General features: G+C 70.0%; 19 protein-coding genes and 1 tRNA gene. 17 read left to right on the forward strand and 3 right to left on the reverse strand.

Annotated elements, in window-relative coordinates; all coding sequences use genetic code 11:
- Positions 1-241: 241 nt before the first annotated feature.
- Positions 242-595: a GntR family transcriptional regulator gene (locus AB0C82_RS21895; RefSeq protein ID WP_362845182.1), complete on the reverse strand. Its 354-nt coding sequence runs from the start codon at positions 593-595 to the stop codon at positions 242-244.
- Positions 596-1,401: 806 nt separating this feature from the next.
- Here AB0C82_RS21895 and AB0C82_RS21900 point away from each other — a divergent pair.
- The 15 genes from AB0C82_RS21900 (at position 1,402) to AB0C82_RS21970 (ending at position 12,886) form a co-directional block, all read left to right on the forward strand.
- Positions 1,402-1,698 (forward strand): hypothetical protein, encoded by a 297-nt coding sequence (locus AB0C82_RS21900; protein WP_362844516.1) that lies wholly within the window; start codon positions 1,402-1,404, stop codon positions 1,696-1,698.
- On the forward strand, positions 1,695-2,678 hold the full coding sequence (locus AB0C82_RS21905) for a DUF2637 domain-containing protein (RefSeq protein WP_362844518.1): 984 nt from the start codon (positions 1,695-1,697) through the stop codon (positions 2,676-2,678). Before AB0C82_RS21900 ends, AB0C82_RS21905 begins: the two co-directional genes overlap by 4 nt.
- A complete protein-coding gene (locus AB0C82_RS21910) occupies positions 2,675-3,322 on the forward strand; it encodes a GGDEF domain-containing protein (protein WP_362844521.1) in 648 nt (215 codons plus the stop codon). Before AB0C82_RS21905 ends, AB0C82_RS21910 begins: the two co-directional genes overlap by 4 nt.
- A complete protein-coding gene (locus tag AB0C82_RS21915; protein ID WP_362844523.1) occupies positions 3,322-3,693 on the forward strand; it encodes an RRQRL motif-containing zinc-binding protein in 372 nt (123 codons plus the stop codon). Before AB0C82_RS21910 ends, AB0C82_RS21915 begins: the two co-directional genes overlap by 1 nt.
- Positions 3,694-3,790: 97 nt before the next feature.
- Entirely contained in the window at positions 3,791-4,132 is a 342-nt protein-coding gene (locus tag AB0C82_RS21920; RefSeq protein WP_362844525.1) for a hypothetical protein, read from the forward strand.
- 142 nt (positions 4,133-4,274) lie between these two features.
- Entirely contained in the window at positions 4,275-6,497 is a 2,223-nt protein-coding gene (locus AB0C82_RS21925; RefSeq protein WP_362844528.1) for a cell division protein FtsK, read from the forward strand.
- Between the two features lie 140 nt (positions 6,498-6,637).
- Entirely contained in the window at positions 6,638-6,889 is a 252-nt protein-coding gene (locus tag AB0C82_RS21930; RefSeq protein ID WP_362844531.1) for a hypothetical protein, read from the forward strand.
- A 21-nt stretch (positions 6,890-6,910) separates the two neighbouring features.
- On the forward strand, positions 6,911-7,099 hold the full coding sequence (locus AB0C82_RS21935; RefSeq protein ID WP_362844534.1) for a hypothetical protein: 189 nt from the start codon (positions 6,911-6,913) through the stop codon (positions 7,097-7,099).
- 10 nt (positions 7,100-7,109) lie between these two features.
- Positions 7,110-7,721 (forward strand): hypothetical protein, encoded by a 612-nt coding sequence (locus AB0C82_RS21940; RefSeq protein WP_362844536.1) that lies wholly within the window; start codon positions 7,110-7,112, stop codon positions 7,719-7,721.
- A gap of 1 nt (position 7,722) precedes the next feature.
- Positions 7,723-8,085, forward strand: coding sequence for a hypothetical protein (locus AB0C82_RS21945; protein WP_362844539.1), 363 nt, complete (start codon positions 7,723-7,725; stop codon positions 8,083-8,085).
- Between the two features lie 86 nt (positions 8,086-8,171).
- On the forward strand, positions 8,172-9,101 hold the full coding sequence (locus AB0C82_RS21950) for a bifunctional DNA primase/polymerase (protein ID WP_362844541.1): 930 nt from the start codon (positions 8,172-8,174) through the stop codon (positions 9,099-9,101).
- A 119-nt stretch (positions 9,102-9,220) separates the two neighbouring features.
- Complete coding sequence (locus tag AB0C82_RS21955) at positions 9,221-9,409, forward strand: hypothetical protein (RefSeq protein WP_362844544.1); 189 nt, start codon at positions 9,221-9,223, stop codon at positions 9,407-9,409.
- Positions 9,406-10,947, forward strand: a complete 1,542-nt coding sequence (locus tag AB0C82_RS21960; RefSeq protein WP_362844546.1) for a YfjI family protein — start codon at positions 9,406-9,408, stop codon at positions 10,945-10,947. The genes AB0C82_RS21955 and AB0C82_RS21960 overlap by 4 nt, the downstream gene beginning before the upstream one ends.
- Before the next feature lie 305 nt (positions 10,948-11,252).
- On the forward strand, positions 11,253-11,423 hold the full coding sequence (locus tag AB0C82_RS21965; RefSeq protein WP_362845184.1) for a helix-turn-helix domain-containing protein: 171 nt from the start codon (positions 11,253-11,255) through the stop codon (positions 11,421-11,423).
- Between the two features lie 59 nt (positions 11,424-11,482).
- Entirely contained in the window at positions 11,483-12,886 is a 1,404-nt protein-coding gene (locus tag AB0C82_RS21970; protein WP_362844549.1) for a site-specific integrase, read from the forward strand.
- Positions 12,887-13,022: 136 nt separating this feature from the next.
- Here the strand turns inward: AB0C82_RS21970 and AB0C82_RS21975 are convergent.
- Positions 13,023-13,112 (reverse strand) — tRNA-Ser (locus AB0C82_RS21975).
- 52 nt (positions 13,113-13,164) lie between these two features.
- Positions 13,165-14,721, reverse strand: coding sequence for a trypsin-like peptidase domain-containing protein (locus tag AB0C82_RS21980; RefSeq protein WP_362844552.1), 1,557 nt, complete (start codon positions 14,719-14,721; stop codon positions 13,165-13,167).
- A 222-nt stretch (positions 14,722-14,943) separates the two neighbouring features.
- Between AB0C82_RS21980 and AB0C82_RS21985 the strand changes: the two genes are divergently transcribed.
- Positions 14,944-15,771 carry a glycerophosphodiester phosphodiesterase gene (locus AB0C82_RS21985; protein WP_362844554.1) on the forward strand — a complete coding sequence of 276 codons (828 nt, stop codon included), beginning with the start codon at positions 14,944-14,946 and terminating at the stop codon, positions 15,769-15,771.
- A gap of 140 nt (positions 15,772-15,911) precedes the next feature.
- The gene (locus AB0C82_RS21990) at positions 15,912-16,478 is read left to right on the forward strand and encodes an ATP-binding protein (protein ID WP_362844557.1); all 567 of its coding nucleotides are present in this window, start codon (positions 15,912-15,914) and stop codon (positions 16,476-16,478) included.
- Positions 16,479-16,576: the final 98 nt, after the last annotated feature.

The following is a 16,576-nucleotide window of genomic DNA, read 5'->3' on the forward strand; positions in this document are numbered from 1 at the left end:
CCTAGCCATCTGCCCCTCCTAGACAGTTGGTCGGAGCCGCGAGTGTAGCGGCCCGAGTAGTCCCATGGAAAACAGTGATAGAGCATGTGTAAGCGGATGTATAAAACTGCTGAGATGTAGTCAGGTAAGGGAACGTGATACCGATGTTTGGGCCGTGGCAGTGAAATAGAGCACACCCAAACAGGAGGTGCTCATGAGTCACTGCCCGGCCACCACGAACGCGACTGCGGCTAGCTCAAGGTCAGTTACCTTCGAGCGCGGCCACACGCTCCCGCAGCTCTCCGACCTCGGACCGGAGCTGGGCGACTTCGTCACGAAGTTCAGCGACGGCCCCGCCCGGATCCGCAGACTTCGCGACGGACGCGGCATCAGCAGTAAGAAACGCCCCCTTGCCCTGGTGGCTCACGGCAAGGCCATCGCTTTTGAGCTGGGCGATCGCCGCCCGCGCCACGGTGACCGTGACCCCGTACGTCGCCTGCATCTCCGCGAGCGACGGGAGTTTGCCGCCGTCGGCGACGAACTCGCCGGCCGCGATCCTCCGCCGGAGATCATCCGCCACCTGCTGATAGGCGGGCTTGCCAGTCCACTCGACCATCTGCACCCCAAGTCTCTTTCTGGTCTCTGCCTCATAGTGCCCAAGCGGCAGAGGTGGAACCAGTGTCCCTCGCCGCTTGTTCCGCAGGGACTTGCACAACTCTGCCTCACAGTGCACTCTGAGGCAGAGCGAACGAAGTGCTCAGCCCCTCGGAGGGGCTGAGGTCTTCGCGGCCACTGCATGACCGCAGAGCGCCCGGCGGGTCCCGTGAGGACGGGAGCCCCTGTTGACCAGGGGTTACCGCGCTTGCCGGGGAGCGACTGTTCTTTGACAACTGAATGAGGATCACGCCACCTCTCCTCGGCCAAGTAGGCGGCCACGCGGATCTTCCGCGTGATGCACAGCGCAACCCACAACACCGCAGAGCTTCGGCGCTACGGCCGGTTGCCTCCCCTGCCCGTCCGGTCCGCCTCGTGCGGGCTGTACGGGCGGGGCTGAGGGGAGCCGGGTTCCACCGGCACCAACAAGCGCGCCGCCCGGAGATGCAACTCCGGGCGGCGCTGACAGGCACCTGACTAGGAGGTCCCTGTGATCACGAGTCTGACAGATGCGGAGCGAGCCGAGCTTGCCCGCAAGAACGCCGAAGCGAACAAGCGCAGCGAGGACAACGCCCGTACAAACGGCCGCCGTTGATGGCCTCGCCTCTTCACCGCCCCGATGGTCGCAGGCCGGGTTCGACTCCCGGCCGGGGCACTCACCCCGCCGCACTCGCGGCCTGGGGTTCTCGCCGGGGCGGTCGCCTCTCACCACTTCTCGACCACGACCGCCCCGGCCTTCTCCGTCCCTTCGATGTTCTGGAGTGCTCAATGCGTACGTACATCGGCAGCCATGAGGCCGTCTCGGACACCGACTTCGTAGAACTGGCCCTGGGCACCCCGCTGGATCTGTGGCTGGGTGTGGAAGGCGAGAGCGAGACGGAGCAGGCGGCGCGGATGGACGCAGCCCGCGACATCCTCGCCGACAACCCCGACTTCCCCGACCGCGTCAGCCGCGTCGCCGCCGAGGCAATCGAGGCGTTCGCGCCGGAGATCTTCAACGTCATCCCGCTCCCCGCCCGCCGGCCGGTCCGCCGCCGTCAGAACCGGGGCGGGGTGGCGGCATGACGACCGCAACGCTGAACGCGGATCGGCCGGCCGTTCCACCCCTGACCCGCCCGGAACTCGGTCTGGCCGGTGTCGGCGCACTCGCCGCGGCCGGTGTCGGCGCCCTGGGCCTCATCTCCTCCTTCGACGCCGTGTCCGAAGCTGCGGCCCGATGGGGGTTCGGTGAGCCGTGGATGGTGCCGGTCGGGATGGACGTGTCCATCCCCGTGTTCTCCGTGGCCAACCTGCTGCTCATCCGGATGGACATGCCGCTTGCCTGGGTGCGGTTCGTGCCCTGGGTCCTCACCCTGGTCACCTGCGGACTGAACGTCTCCGCAGGCCACGGAACGTGGGCGAAGGTCGCGCACGGCACGATGCCGCTGCTGTGGGTGGTGTTCTCCGAGATCGGCGCACACATCTACGCATCCCGCATCGGCGCGGTCACCGGACGGCGCATGGACAAGATCCGTGCCTCCCGTTGGCTGCTCGCCTTCCCCTCCACCTTCGCCCTGTGGCGCCGGATGACGCTCTGGGAGATCACCTCCTACGCCGATGCGCTGGCCCGTGAGCGGGAACGTGTACTGGCCCGTGCCGAGCTGCGCGAGCAGCACGGGCGCATGTGGCGGTGGAAGACACCACGCCGTGCGCGGGTGCTGCTCAAGCTCGGGGAGATCAGCCCCGAAGCCGAGGAAGAGGCGTTGGCCGTCGAGCCGACTCCGCAGCCCGATCCGGAGAGTAAGCCGAAGCCGACCGCGAAGCGGCCCGCTCGCCGCGCCCCGGGCAAGGCGAAGGGGAAGCGGACACCGGAAGACGTCCTGTCCGAGGCCCGGCAGGTCACGGATGCCTGGCCGGACGCGGCGCTGACCGCGGACCGCATCCGGACCGAGTTGCACGTTTCGCAGGCCACCGCTCGCACCCTGCGCGACGCACTCAAGGCCGAGCGCGCTGGTCGGTCGCTGCACAGCGTCGACCCCGAGCAGGCTGGGGCGGTGGCGGCATGAGCACCCTCTTATCCGTACTCGCCGCTGCCGGTCCGCTCGCGGCCGGATGGTCCGTCCACACCGTGTGGATGCGCCGCCGCCTGCACACTGCCCGCCGTGACCCGCTGACCGGGCTCCGCACCCGCGACGGCTTCACCCGCCGCGCCACGGTCCTGCTCAAGGACCCGCGGGCGGTCGTGGTCCTCGCGGACGTCGACAGGTTCAAGCACATCAACGACCGCCATGGGCACGCTGCCGGGGACGCGCTGCTGAAGGCGACCGCGGATCGGCTTGCCCACTACGTCGGCCGGACCGGTGTCGCCGGAAGGCTTGGGGGAGATGAGTTCGCCGCGGTCGTCATCGACAACCACGGCACCGCCGCCGACCTCCTCGCGGTCCTGCACGGCGTCCTCGCCCGCCCCGCGGACGGGCTAGACCCATCCGTGCACACCACGGTGTCGCTCGGCTGGGTCCGCGCTGCCGACCACCCCGACGAGGACCTGTCCGGTCTGCTGCGGCGGGCGGATGAGGCGATGTACGCGGCGAAGCAGGGCCAGGCCGGAGTACGCCGTGCCGGTCTCGGCAGGCTGTTCGCCACATGGTCCGGCCGACGTGCCGGCCGACGCGGCTCCGGCGTTGCTGCGGGTTCGCGGGCGGTGGCCTGATGTCCCCGACGTTCGGCAAGTGCTACGACCCGAACGGCGCCCGGCACGGGATACCGACCTTCCCGTGGAAGTACGCCCCCGACGGCTACGCCACCCGCCGCCAACTCCGCGCCCGCGGTCTGCGGCCCGGTGGCCAGCCGGTCGCCGCGCAGGTGATGCGCCGCTCCCGCCGCCGCAAAACGGGGGTGTCGGTCGCCTACCTCTACCGCCTCGACATGGCCAAGCCCGTACGCCCCATGACACCTGGCCGTGCCGCAGCCCTCGCCAAGGCGATGCTCGCGCGCCGCACCTGCCCCAAGTGCCAGACGGATGCCGGGTACTGCATCCCGACCTCGCTCGGTATGTGCCCCGCCTGCGCCTACCCCTCCTGAACAGCGCCACCGCCCCGGCATCCACGCCGCGAGGGCGCCGGATCGACTCCGGCCCGGGGCACGCACCGCACCACCCCGACCAGCTGAGGAAGCGTCCATGGACAACACGACCGCCACCCCCGCCGCCGACGAGCAGCGTCGCGAGGACCGCAACCGGCGCCGTCGCGAACGGCGCCGCGTCGAAGGCCGACTGCGTATGGCCCGGCACGCCGCCAGCGAGCTCATCAGGTACGGCCGGTGGGACGGCGACGAGCCCGCCGCGACTGCGCAGGACGTCGTCAGCCAGACCGAGGCCATGTACGGCGGCTACCTCAAGGACATACCGCTCACCCTCGCCGAGGCAGAGATCGCACTCGGCTTCGCGAAGGACCTCAAGGCGTCGTTCGAGGACAACCAGCGGCCCGTCCGAGAGGCCGCGCGCCGCATCCTCGCCGCTTGAACAGCACGTCCGCCCCGATGGTCGCAGCGCGGGTTCGACTCCCGCGCGGGGCACGCACCCGCTCAACAGGGTCCGGACGGTGGGCCGTCCAAAGCGCCGTCCGGACCCCTTTCCAACCCCAGTTGTCCGGGAAGGACAGTCAGTGAATCACGACGACGAAAACGAACTTTTCAACCGACTCGAAGCCGACATGAACACCGCCGCCGGACCCGACTCGGGTGGGGACGTGGTCGACCTCGACAAGGCGCGGTCGGCCCGGACCGAGTCGGCCGACTCCCGCGCCGACCGGTCGGCCGACCCGATCCGCCCCGGATCGGATGACGAGTCGGGCGACCCGACCGAGCCGAGGATGGTGGATGGTCCCGCGGAAGTCGGGCCCGGGTTCCTGGGCCGACTCATGGGGGCGAAGCGTCGGGCGATCCTCCCTCTGTGGATGCGCTCTACCACCGAGCTGCGGATCGCAGCCCGTTGGGCCGCAGGCCACTACGGGCACCTCGCCGGGTACCACTCGCTGCGCTCCCCGTACTACGCGACCCGCCTCGCGTTCCAGTCGCCGCGGGGGGCTGCGAAGTTCGTGGGTGGGACGGTGCGGTGGGTCGCCGACCGGGAGGGCGAGCCGGTCCGACTCGCATCCGTCCGGCGCGAAGACGCGGCCGAGTACCTGAAGCTGTCCCGCCAGCGGGACGGGCGGGTGCGGCTGCGGACCCTGGTCACCGCCCTCGCCATGTTTGTCGGCCTCGGTGCCGCGCTGGCCATCTACGTCCTCGCCCCTGGGTGGATGCAGGCCCTCTCAGTCGGGGCCGTGCTGCTCGCGCTCGGGTCGGCCGGCACGCAGGCCGATGCCCCGGTCATCACCCGCGCGGTGGAGATGACCAAGGCACCCAAGCTCACCTCCGACATCGTCCTGCGGGCCCTGGGTGCTCTCGGCATTCCGGCGATCAACCAGGCACAGGGCAAGGGGCGGGACGGGTTCACGTTCACCGCCCCGATCACCCGCGACGGCCCCGGCTGGCGCGCCGAGGGAGACCTTCCCTACGGCGTGACCGTCACCGATGTGATCGAGCGCCGCGACAAGCTGGCCTCCGGCCTGCGTCGCCCCCTCGGCTGTGTCTGGCCCGAAGCCGTGCCGGACGAGCACACCGGGCGCCTGGTGCTCTGGGTTGGGGATCAGGACATGTCGACCGCCACGAAGCCCGCATGGCCGCTGATCAAGGGCGGGTCCGTCGACCTGTTCAAGCCGGTCTCCTTCGGCACTGACCAGCGCGGACGCTGGGTCGACATCACCCTGATGTACATCGCAGGCGTCATCGGAGCCATCCCCCGGATGGGCAAGACATTCCTGCTCCGCCTGCTCCTGCTCATCGCCGCACTCGACAACCGCGCCGAGGTCCACACCTACGACCTCAAGGGCACCGGCGACCTCGACCCCGTCGGAGAGCGCGTCTCCCACCGCCACCGGGCCGGTGACGACGACGAAGACATCGAATACGCGCTCGCTGACCTGCGAGAACTGCGCACCGAGCTGCGACGCAGGGCGAAAATGATCCGGTCCCTGCCCCGGGACATCTGCCCCGAGTCGAAGGTGACATCCGAGCTGGCGTCCAAACCGAAGCTCGGTCTGCACCCGATCGTGATCGGGGTGGATGAGTGCCAGGTCTGGTTCGAGCACCCCAAGCACGGCGGGGAGTTCGAAGAGATCTGCACCGACCTGGTCAAGCGCGGCCCCGCCACCGGCATCGTCCTGCTCCTGGCCACACAGCGCCCGGACGCAAAGGCCCTGCCCACCGGGATCAGTGCGAACGCGTCGGCCCGGTGGTGCCTGAAGGTCATGGGCCAGCTGGAGAACGACATGGTCCTCGGCACGTCGTCCTACAAGCGGGGCATCCGGGCCACGATGTTCTCGTGGAAGGACAAGGGCATCCACTACTTCGTCGGTGAAGGTGCCGACGCGAGGATCGTCTCGTCCGTCTACATCGACGCACCAATGGCTGAGGTGATCGGGCTGCGGGCCCGTCGCCTGCGCGAAGCCGCCGGACGTCTCACCGGGCACGCCGCGGGAGAGTCGTTCGAAGAGCACGAGTCGAGCGGGTTCGACCTGCTCGCGGACATCCTCGCGGTCGTGCCGGCCGAAGAGCCGAAGCTGTGGTCCGAAGTCGTCGTGGCACGCCTCGCGGAGCTGCGGCCGGACGTCTACGGCGGGTGGGAGCCCGAACAGCTGGCCGCCGCGCTCAAGCCACACGGCGTCAGCACCGGCCAGGTCTGGGGCAAGACCGAAGCCGGGAAGGGCGCCAACCGGCGCGGCATCGAGCGCTCCCACATCCTCACCGTGATTGCGGAGCGTGACGGAAAGCGAGACGCGGGCTGACATCGGTTCGCCGCTAGACCTAGCAGCACACCCCGCTAGGTCTAGCGGCGCCGCTAGCGCCCCAAACCCAGCGTGATCAGGGCACTAGCCACTAGCGCCCCACCTGCGAAAACCCCTGAACCAGGCCCGGGAGGCCCCTCATGACCCCTGCCCTGCTCGCTAGCGCACTCCTGCTGCTCATCACCCTCAGTTACGTAACCCTGTGTGCGGCTTCGCCGTTCGGAGACTGCCGCAAGTGCCGCGGCTGGGGCTTCGCGACGAAGACCGACCGCAAGGGCCGGGCCAAGCGCGGCAAGGACTGCCGCCGCTGCAAGGCCACCGGCAAACGCATCCGCGTCGGCCGCCACCTCTACAACGTCGCCGCCCGCCTCCACCGCGACGGCACCCGCTAACCCACCCGAAGGGAAACCGCTGTGGCTGTCACCGTCTCGCTGGTCCTGCTGTTCGGAATGGTCCTGTTCTTCCTGCTCCGCTCCAACACCCTCGGTTGGGGCTCCGCGTTCATCGCCGTCATGTTCGGGTTCTTCCTCGCCTCCACCGGCGCCTCCGACCCCATCAACGAACTCACCACCGCCGTCATCAACGCCATACCGGACCTGTAGGAGGCACTCCATGAACGAACCGCTCGTTCAGCACCACTGGGCCGCACTCGCCGCACCCAAGGCCGCACCGGCTTTCGCGACGTCCACCGTGCTCATCCTGGGCCGGATCTGGAACGCCAATGGCGCCGAACACAGCGTCGGCAACGCCGCGTTGATGATCGTGCTCGCCGCTGGGGCGGCAACGGCCGGCGCATTCGCTGCCGGGGGCCGCGGGGGTGGTGACGGGGTACTCGCAGCGACCGCGTTCGCCACGTCCGGCGGGCTCGCCCTTGCAGGGGTCGCGGGCTACTCCGACGGATGGTCGCTCCCGATCCTGCTGTGGGCCGTGGCTACCGCCGTCGCGTACGGAATCGCCGCCCGGCACTGGCGCACCGACCGCCGCGCCACCCTCACCCACGACCGGCAGTCCAGCGTCCGGCGCGAGGAACACGGTCACATCGAGCGCGTCGAAGCCCTGCGCGCCGGAGCACAGATCGAGGTTGCCCGCTCCGGCGCCGCGTACGCCGAACAGCTCGCGACCGCGCTCATCACCCGCGCGGCCCTGCCCGGCTACGACCCCGCCGCACTCACCCGCGCCGGACTGCCCGAGCTCCCCGTCGTCGAACTCTCCCGGGAGAAGTGACATGGACGCCGAATACAACCCGCAGAGGCTCGCAGACACCGCGGCCGAAGCCGTGCGCGAACTGAACCACGCCACCCAGGGCGCCAAGGGGGAGCTGGTCTACCCCAGCGACGCGTACGACGTGGTCGCCTCGCTCAAGACGCTCACCCAGCGTCTGCCGCAGAGCTTCGAGCAGCTCTCCCGCTTCCTGGCGAACCTGGCCGAGTCCGGGGCCGTCACGGCGGACTACGGCACGCCCGGCGAGCACCTCGCCGAAGCCCGCTCAGCCCTCGCATCCGGCGTGCTGATCGCCCAGACCCTCACCGAGTTCCTGGACCACGCGCACAGCGCGCTCGCCCCGCTCGGCTACGACACCGAAGCCTGAATACGCCCGGGGCGGTCGCTCTCTCACCACAAGACCGCGACCGCCCCGGCTCTCCGTCCCTTCGCAGAAACAGGAGAACTACCAGCATGACGCATACGCACAACCCCACGTCGCCAACGGCGACACTGAGCGTCCCAGAGCCCTACCGCGACCGCGTACGAACCGCGCTGTCCCTCGCCGCCGCAGGGGTACCCGTGCTGCCGCTGCGGGCGGGGAAGGTCCCGTTCGGGAACTGCCGCGCCTGCACCGACAACGCGTGCGGTGGCCGCCCGCACATGAAGCGCGCCGGATCGTGCCGGTGCCCCGCCGTGTGTCACGGCTGGGCCGCCGCCACTACGGACTCCGCCGTGCTCGCTTCGCCCGCGTGGGCCGGGCCGTGGCGTGAGGCACAGGCTCTCGCCTACCACCCGGGAGGGGCCAGGCTGACCGTCGTCGACCTCGACAACACCGACGCCGTCACCTGGGCCCGCGATGCACTGCCCACCACACGGACCGTGCCCACCACCCGAGGCGAGCACTGGATCTACCTCGGAGCCATGCGGTCCGCGAACGCTGTCCGGCCCGGTGTCGACATCAAGTCGCTCATGTCCTACACGCGTTGGCTCGGACCCGGCACCGGCACCATGACCCGCCTTCCGGCTGCCATTCACGCGCTGGTGGAGAGGGAAGAGGCCACCCCCGCCCGCGGGGAGGTGGTCTCTTCCTCCGGCCGCACCGAGTGGGACCGCAGCGTGGCCACCGGATGCCGCCACACCGAGCGCTTCGTACGCACCGGACTGGAACGCGGTCTGACCCTGGTGCGGTCCCACCCCGAGTCGGGGGCCGGTTCGCAGGCGTTCGGCGTCGCACAGTTCCTCGCCGCGCAGCACACCGCGTGCCCCGGACCGTGCGGCCTCGAAGCGCTCGGCTGGCAGGTGGTCGCGGCGGCCGTGTCCGTCGGCGTCCCCGAGCCCTACGCCCGCCGGGCCGTCACCAACGGCCTGTCCGGCACACCCGCCACAGGGCGGGTCTCGTGAACGCCACCGGCCGCCCGACGGCCGCCAAACAGGCCGCGGCAAGGACGAGGGTGGGCGCGAAAGTCGCCGCCCGCAAGGGCGTCCATACTGCTGTTCGCCCTGACCCGCAGCCGGTCCCGGTGAGGTGGCTGCACATCGTGGCCCCGCCGTCGTTCAGCGCGACGCCGTCGGCGCGGTCCTGGTGCCGGTGCGGATACGTCCGCACCGCGCAGGGCCGGGCCGGGGTCCTGGCCCTGATCGAAGCCCACACCCGCCACCCCGAGCACTGCCACCTGTCCGACCCCGCGGAAGGGAGCAAGGCCGCATGACCGCCGATCTGTGGGAGGGCTTCGACGCCCTGGACACCGAGACCATCACCGGGCCCGTGTGGGACGAACCCGTGCCCCTCAACCACCGTCGCACCCTGCCGGACTTTCCCGTGCACACGCTCCCGGCGTGGCTGGGTGACATGGTCGCGGCCGTCGCGGAAGAGACGCAGACGCCGCCCGACCTCGCCGGGTGCCTCGCCCTCGGAGTCCTCGCGACCGCGGCCGGCGGGCGCGCGACCGTATGCGTGCGCGGGCACTGGCGGGAACCGGTGAACCTCTATACCGCCGTCGCGCTGCCGCCGGGCAACCGGAAGTCCGCCGTGTTCGCCCTCATGACAGGGCCCCTGCTCGCCGTCGAGAAGACGCTCGTTGAGCTCTCCGGGCCGCAACGGGCCGAAGCCGAGACCACCGCGCGTCTGGCGAAGGCGGCGGCGGACAAGGCCGCGCAGAAAGCAGCGTCGGCCGAACCCGGACTGCGGGACCAACTCACCGCGGAAGCCGTCCACCTCGCCCAGCAGGCCGACGAACTCACCGTCCCCGCCAAACCCCAGCTTGTTGCGGACGATGTGACACCGGAGAGTCTGGCCACGCTGCTGGCCGAGCAGGGCGGCCGGATCAGCGTCATGTCAGCCGAGGGCGAGATCTTCGACATCATCGCCGGACGCTACTCCGGGGCCCCGAACATGGGCGTGTTCCTCAAGGGCCACGCCGGAGACATGGCCCGCGTCAACCGGCAGGGCCGCGACCCCCAGCACATCGAGCACCCCGCCGTCACGATGGCACTCGCGATCCAGCCCGAAGTCCTCGACTCCATCGGCCGCGTCAAAGGCGCCGACGGGCGCGGCCTGCTCGCCCGGTTCCTCTACGCGAAGCCGCCCTCTCTCGTCGGGCGCCGCAACCTCACCCCCGACCTCATCACCGAAGAGACCACCGCCGCCTACGCCCGGCAGCTCGGCGGGCTCACCCTCGCCCTCGCGGACTGGACAGACCCGGCAGTTCTGACTCTGACCCCGGAGGCGGACACGGTGATGCTCGCCTATCAGCGGGTCACCGAATCCCGGCTCGGCAAGGGCGGTTCCCTCGCCCCGATCGTGAAGTGGGCATCCAAACGAGACGGCGCGGTGGCCCGTATCGCCGGACTGCTCCACCTCGCCGCCCACCCCGACAACGGATGGGCCCTGCCCATCGAGGCCGCCACCATGGCCGCGGCAACAGAGCTGGGTGACTACTTCACCGCGCACGCGCTCGAAGTCTTCGACGACATGGGGTCCGACCCCGCGCAGGAAACCGCCCACCAACTGCTCACCCACATCCGGGAACAGCGGCTGGAGGGGTTCACGAAGCGGGAGCTGTTCCGGGGCCTGTCACGCGGCGACTTCCCCGCGATGACCGATCTGGACCCGGCGCTGACCCTGCTCGAAGAACACGGATGGGTGCGCCAGCAGCCCTCGCCCGCGCGCACCGGACGCGGCGGCCGGCCGCCCTCGCCCCGCTACGACACCCACCCCACCCTCACCCCGCCCATCGTCGGCGCGTGACACAACCCCCAACCCGCTGACAGAACCGACACAACCCCCGACCCACCCCGCTGACCTGCACAAACAGCCAAGATCACGGCTGTGACAAAACCTCCGGAAACTCTGACAGAACCTCCCCGCCCGAAACCGGGCGCTCTGACAGAACCCCCCACCCGGAGGTTCTGTCAGAGTTTTCCGAGGTTTTGTCACGACACTCAAAACCGGAGAAACCACAGGTCAGCGGCCTAACGGCGAGGTTCTGTCAGTTCTGTCAGCGATCCAGCCCCCTCAGCGTGAAGGAGCCGATCGTGGCGGCCCGCCCCCAGATGCTCAAGCTCCCCGAAGTCCTCGACGAACTCAACATGTCCCGCGCCGCCTTCTACCGCATGCGCGCCCGGGGTCTCGCCCCCAAGCTCATCAAGCTCCCGAACCACCAGGTTCGCGTGCGCCGGTCCGACCTCGACGCATGGCTGGCGAGGTACGAGGAAGTCGCCTGAGTCCGCACCAACCACCTTGAGAGGGCCCGCCCCGGCGGGCCCTCTCTTCATGGAGAAACATGCTCACCTTCGACGTCGTCATCTGGTCCATCCGGCAACGCAAAGGCCGGCCGAAGCCCTGGGAGCTCCGCTGGCGCGTCGGAGCCGAGGGCCACTCAAAGAGCTTCACCCTTAAACCGCAGGCAGACGGTCGCCGCTCCCAGCTCATGACCGCCCTTCGGGCGGGGCAACAGTTTGACGAGGAAACCGGGCTCCCCGATAAGGAACTTGCCGCCCTCGCGATGCCGACGTGGTACGAACACGCCAAGGCATACGCCCTGATGAAGTGGCCTGGAGCGGCGGCGAAGCACCGAGCGAGTATCGCGGAATCCCTCTCAGTCGTAACGCCCGTCTTTACGGCCGCCACCGGCACCCGCCCTGATGCCCGCGTGCTCCGTGCCGCCCTCTATCAGTGGGCGTTCCGAGCCGTGGATGGACCGAAGGATCAGCTCGTCTCGCGAGCCGACGCTCAACAGCCTCCCGACGACGTACGGAAGGCGTTGGAGTGGGTGGGTCAGCATTCAATGCGGGTCGACGAAGCAGCGAAGCCGGAGCACGTGCGCGCGGCGCTGACGGCCCTCTCCAGGCTTCTGAACGGGAAGCCTGCGGCGGAGAACACTACGAACCGGAAGCGCATGGTGCTGAGCAACGCCTTCCGATACGCGGTTGAGGAGCGAGGGCTCCTCACCCGTCACCCGTTCCTGTCGGTGGACTGGGCGGCTCCCAAGACCTCGGACGAAGTCGACTTCCGTTGGGTGCCCGGTCCTCGGCTCGCTCGGGGGCTGCTCGCTGCCGTGGCAGAGCAGAGCGGCCGTGGTGAACATCTGGAGGCGTTCTACGGAGCGGTCTACTACGTGGCAACGCGCCCCGGTGAGGCCGTGGCGCTTCGGGAGTCGGATTTCGTCCTGCCCCCGGAGAGCGAGCCGGAGGCATGGGGGGAAGTGCTGGTGTCAGAAAGTCATCCCGAGGTCGGAAGCGGCTGGACCGACAGCGGGAAGTCCCACGACGAGCGCGGCCTGAAGCACCGGGCACGGAAGGCCGTACGCGCCGTCCCCGTCCCGCCGGTCTACGTCCGCATGGTTCGCTCCCACATCGAGCAGTTCGGTGTCGCGCCGGATGGCCGGTTGTTCCGGGCCGCACGTGGCGGTCGCCTCACGTCGAACGAGTACTCCGAGGTCTGGAGCGAGGCCCGCAAGAGCGTGCTCAGCGAACAGGAGTTGCGGACCCCGCTCGCGGACGTCCCGTACGCGCTGCGGCACGCCGCGATCTCGCTGTGGATCAAGTCCGGCATGGACCCGGTGGAGGCCGCCTCCCGCGCCGGCCACAGCCTCGCGGTGCTCTACCGGTTCTACGCGAAGCTACTCAAGGGCGGTTCGGCAGCGGCCAATCGCCTCGTTGAGCAGGGGCTTCGCGCTGAGGAGTAGGGCCGATCCTGGCCCGCACATGGCCCACACGCCCTGGTCAGCACTGGGAAACAGGGGCGTGAGGTGAGACAAGGTGAACGCAGAGGGCGGGCCCCCGTTTCGGAGACCCGCCCTCTGACCTGCTACTTCTCTCACCTGGCGGTGGGTGTGGGATTTGAACCCACGGTGACATCGCTGCCACGACGGTTTTCAAGACCGTTCCCTTAGGCCGCTCGGGCAACCCACCCCGCGCCGCCGGGCCGACCGGCCCGCCTCGACGCGAGGGACAGCCTAGCCGGTCAGCTGTCGCCTTCGCGCTCACCCAGGGTGAGTTCGGCCGTCGCCGTCCTGCCGTCGCGCTTGTACGTCAGCGTGACCTTGTCGCCCGGCTTGTGGGTCCAGATCTCACCGATCAGGGTCGGTCCGCTCTCGATCACGGTGTCGTTGAACTTCGTGATGACGTCTCCGCCCTTGAGGCCCGCCTTGGCAGCCGGGCCGTTCGGGGAGACGGCCGCGCTGCCGCCCGCGCCCTCCTCCGAGATGACCGCGCCGCCCGTCGTCTCGTCCATGGTGACCGTCGCGCCGATCACCGGATAGACCGGCTTACCGGTCTTGATCAGCTGCTCGGCGACGTTCTTCGCCTGGTTGACCGGGATGGCGAAACCGAGGCCGATCGAGCCCGCCTGCGACTGGCCGAGACCGCCGCTGGTCGACTGGATGGCCGAGTTGATGCCGATGACGGCGCCGCCCGCGTCGAGCAGCGGGCCACCGGAGTTGCCCGGGTTGATCGAGGCGTCCGTCTGCAGGGCGCTCATGTACGAGTTCTTGCTGCTGGAACCGTCACCGGAGGCGACCGGACGGTTCTTGGCGCTGATGATGCCCGTGGTGACCGTGTTGGACAGGCCGAACGGGGCACCGATCGCGATGGTCGAATCGCCGACCGCGACCTGGTCCGAGTCCCCTAGGGCCAGTGGGGTGAGGCCCTCGGGCGCGTTCTTCAGCTTCAGCACGGCCACGTCGTAACCCTGGGCGCGGCCGACGACCTCGGCGTCGTACTTCTTGCCGTTGGAGAACGTCGCCGTCAGCTGGCCGTTGTCCGCCGCGGATGCCACCACGTGGTTGTTCGTGAGGATGTGGCCTTCCTTGTCGTACACGAAACCGGTGCCGGAACCGCCTTCGCCGTCGCCGTTCTGGGCGTCGATCGTGACGACGCTGGGCAGCGCCTTCGCCGCGACGCCCGCGACCGTTCCCGCGTCGCGCTTGAAGTCCTTGGGACTGTTGGAGGCCGCGATCGTGGTCGAGCCGGTGGCCGAGTCGTTGTCGTTCCGGTCGGCCACGACGTAGCCGAGCGCTCCACCGATTCCGCCGGCGACGAGCGCCGCCGCGGCGACGGCCGCGATCAGACCGCTCGCACGCCGCTTGCGCGGCGGCTCGGGGTCCGCAGGCGCCGGAGCGCCCCAGCCCGCTCCCGAGTCGCCGCCGCCGGCGTACGAGGGGATCGCGGGAGGAGGCGGCGGCCAGCCGCCCGTACCCGCGGGCTCCTGATAGGCCGACCGGTAGCCCGGCCCCTCCGCCGACCGGTGGCCCGGCTGCTCCGACGTCCGGTACGGCTGCGACTGCGAGTAGGGCTGCTGGGCCGTCTCGTGCGGCTGGTTCTCGGCCGCCGTGCCAGGGGCGGCGCCGGGAGCAGAGGCAGGGGCAGCGGCCGGCCCGGAGGCCGGAGGCGCGTCAGCGGGAGCCGGCGCGGACGGCGGCATGCCCTCGGGAGCAGCGGCCGGCGGCACTGGAGGTGTGGACGGAACAGGCGGTACGGCCGGGACCGCGGTGCCCTCGTTGCCCTCGTTCTCGGTGCTCACAGCTCTTTACTCCTCGGTTCCACTCGGTCTTCGGCAAGAGATCCGCTGTGCACGTGTCTGCGGTCAGCTTTTCCCACAGCACGTCAGGCCACTGTAAGCAGGACCTGTGCATCCGCATACCAATCTTTACATCAGACAAAACGGTCTCCCCTCGCATCCCTTCCCACTGTCTCCCCTTTCAAGGACCACACACCTCCCGCCGACCGGTGGCACGATGACGCGGTGACCGACGTACGGCAGCACTCCGACCGCACCCCCATCCAGGTCATCGCCCACCGCGGGGCCTCGGACGACGCCCCCGAGCACACGCTCGCCGCCTACCGGAAGGCGATCGAGGACGGTGCCGACGCGCTGGAATGCGATGTACGGCTCACCGCGGACGGACACCTCGTCTGTGTCCACGACCGCCGGGTGAACCGCACGTCCAACGGCCGGGGCGCCGTCTCCACACTGGAGCTCTCCGCGCTCGCCGCTCTGGACTTCGGCTCCTGGAAGGACCGCGAGGAGTCCCCGGACTGGGACCCGGCGCCAGGGGAGCTCACCTCCGTACTCACGCTGGAACGCCTCCTCGAACTGGTCACGGAGACACGGGCGGCCGGGCGGCCCCTCCAGCTGGCCATCGAGACCAAGCACCCCACCCGCTGGGCGGGGCAGGTCGAGGAGCGGCTGCTGCACCTGCTCAAGCGCTTCGGCCTCGACGATCCGCCGGCCGATGGCCCCTCGCCGGTGCGCGTCATGAGCTTCTCCGCGCGCTCCCTGCACCGCGTCCAGGCCGCCGCGCCGACGCTGCCGACCGTCTACCTGATGCAGTTCGTCACCCCGCGGCTCCGCGACGGGCGGCTTCCCGCGGGTGCGCGGATCGCCGGTCCGGGGATGCGGATCGTGCGCAGCCACCCCGGCTACATCGACCGCCTGCACGCCGCCGGTCACCGCGTACACGTCTGGACGGTGAACGAACCGGAGGACGTGGAGCTGTGCGCACGCCTAGGAGTCGAGGCAATCATCACGAACCGCCCAAAGCAGGTTCTGTCCCAACTGGGTCACCCTTAACACCTGTTACGGGGAGTACACCGGCGCATTCGTTCCGTATCCGATCGTTACGAGTGCGTCACTGGCGGACCTTTGGCCGGTTTCCGGTCCAGTCCATTGGGGCATCCAATCCGTGGCGTGGGGGCGAAGGAGGTCCGGGGGTGGCGTTGGTGGTGGCACGAGAAGTGCCCGCGTCGTCGAGCATGGCCGTGCCCCATGGCCCTGCGGGCGTGGGGCAGGCGCGGCACCGTATGCGTGAGCAACTGCGCAACAACGGGGTCGCGGACGCGGTCGTCGACGATGCGGTCCTGATCCTTTCCGAACTGCTCAGCAACGCCTGCCGTCACGGCAGGCCGCTGGGACAGCACACAGAAGTGGGTGACGGCGATGTCCGCGCCGCGTGGCGCGTGGACAGGACGGGCGGGCTGACCGTCGAGGTGACGGACGGCGGCGGGCCGACCCGGCCGGCCCCGGCGACCCCGTCGGTGACCGCGCGGGGCGGTCGTGGGCTCAACATCATCAACGCTCTCGCCCGCGAGTGGGGCGTGCGCGACAACTCCTCCGGCGAGGTCACCGTCTGGGCCCAGCTCGCCGAGGAGCACGGTACGGCCGGCCGTACGGGACGTGCCCTCGGCGGACCCGACGCAGTCCACGGGCTCAACGGCCTGGGCGAGCTCGGCGGACTCGACGGACCGGGCTTCGCCGACACCTTCGACGACGTGGGCTGACCGGCCTCCCGGCCGACGGACCGACGGGCGGCGAGGCCCGCCGCGTACGCGCCCGGCGCGGACCACGCCGGCATGTGTGCCCGGGCAGCGGCACAGGC

The organism is Streptomyces sp. NPDC048560, assembly GCF_040650955.1.
Taxonomy (GTDB): Bacteria; Actinomycetota; Actinomycetes; order Streptomycetales; family Streptomycetaceae; genus Streptomyces.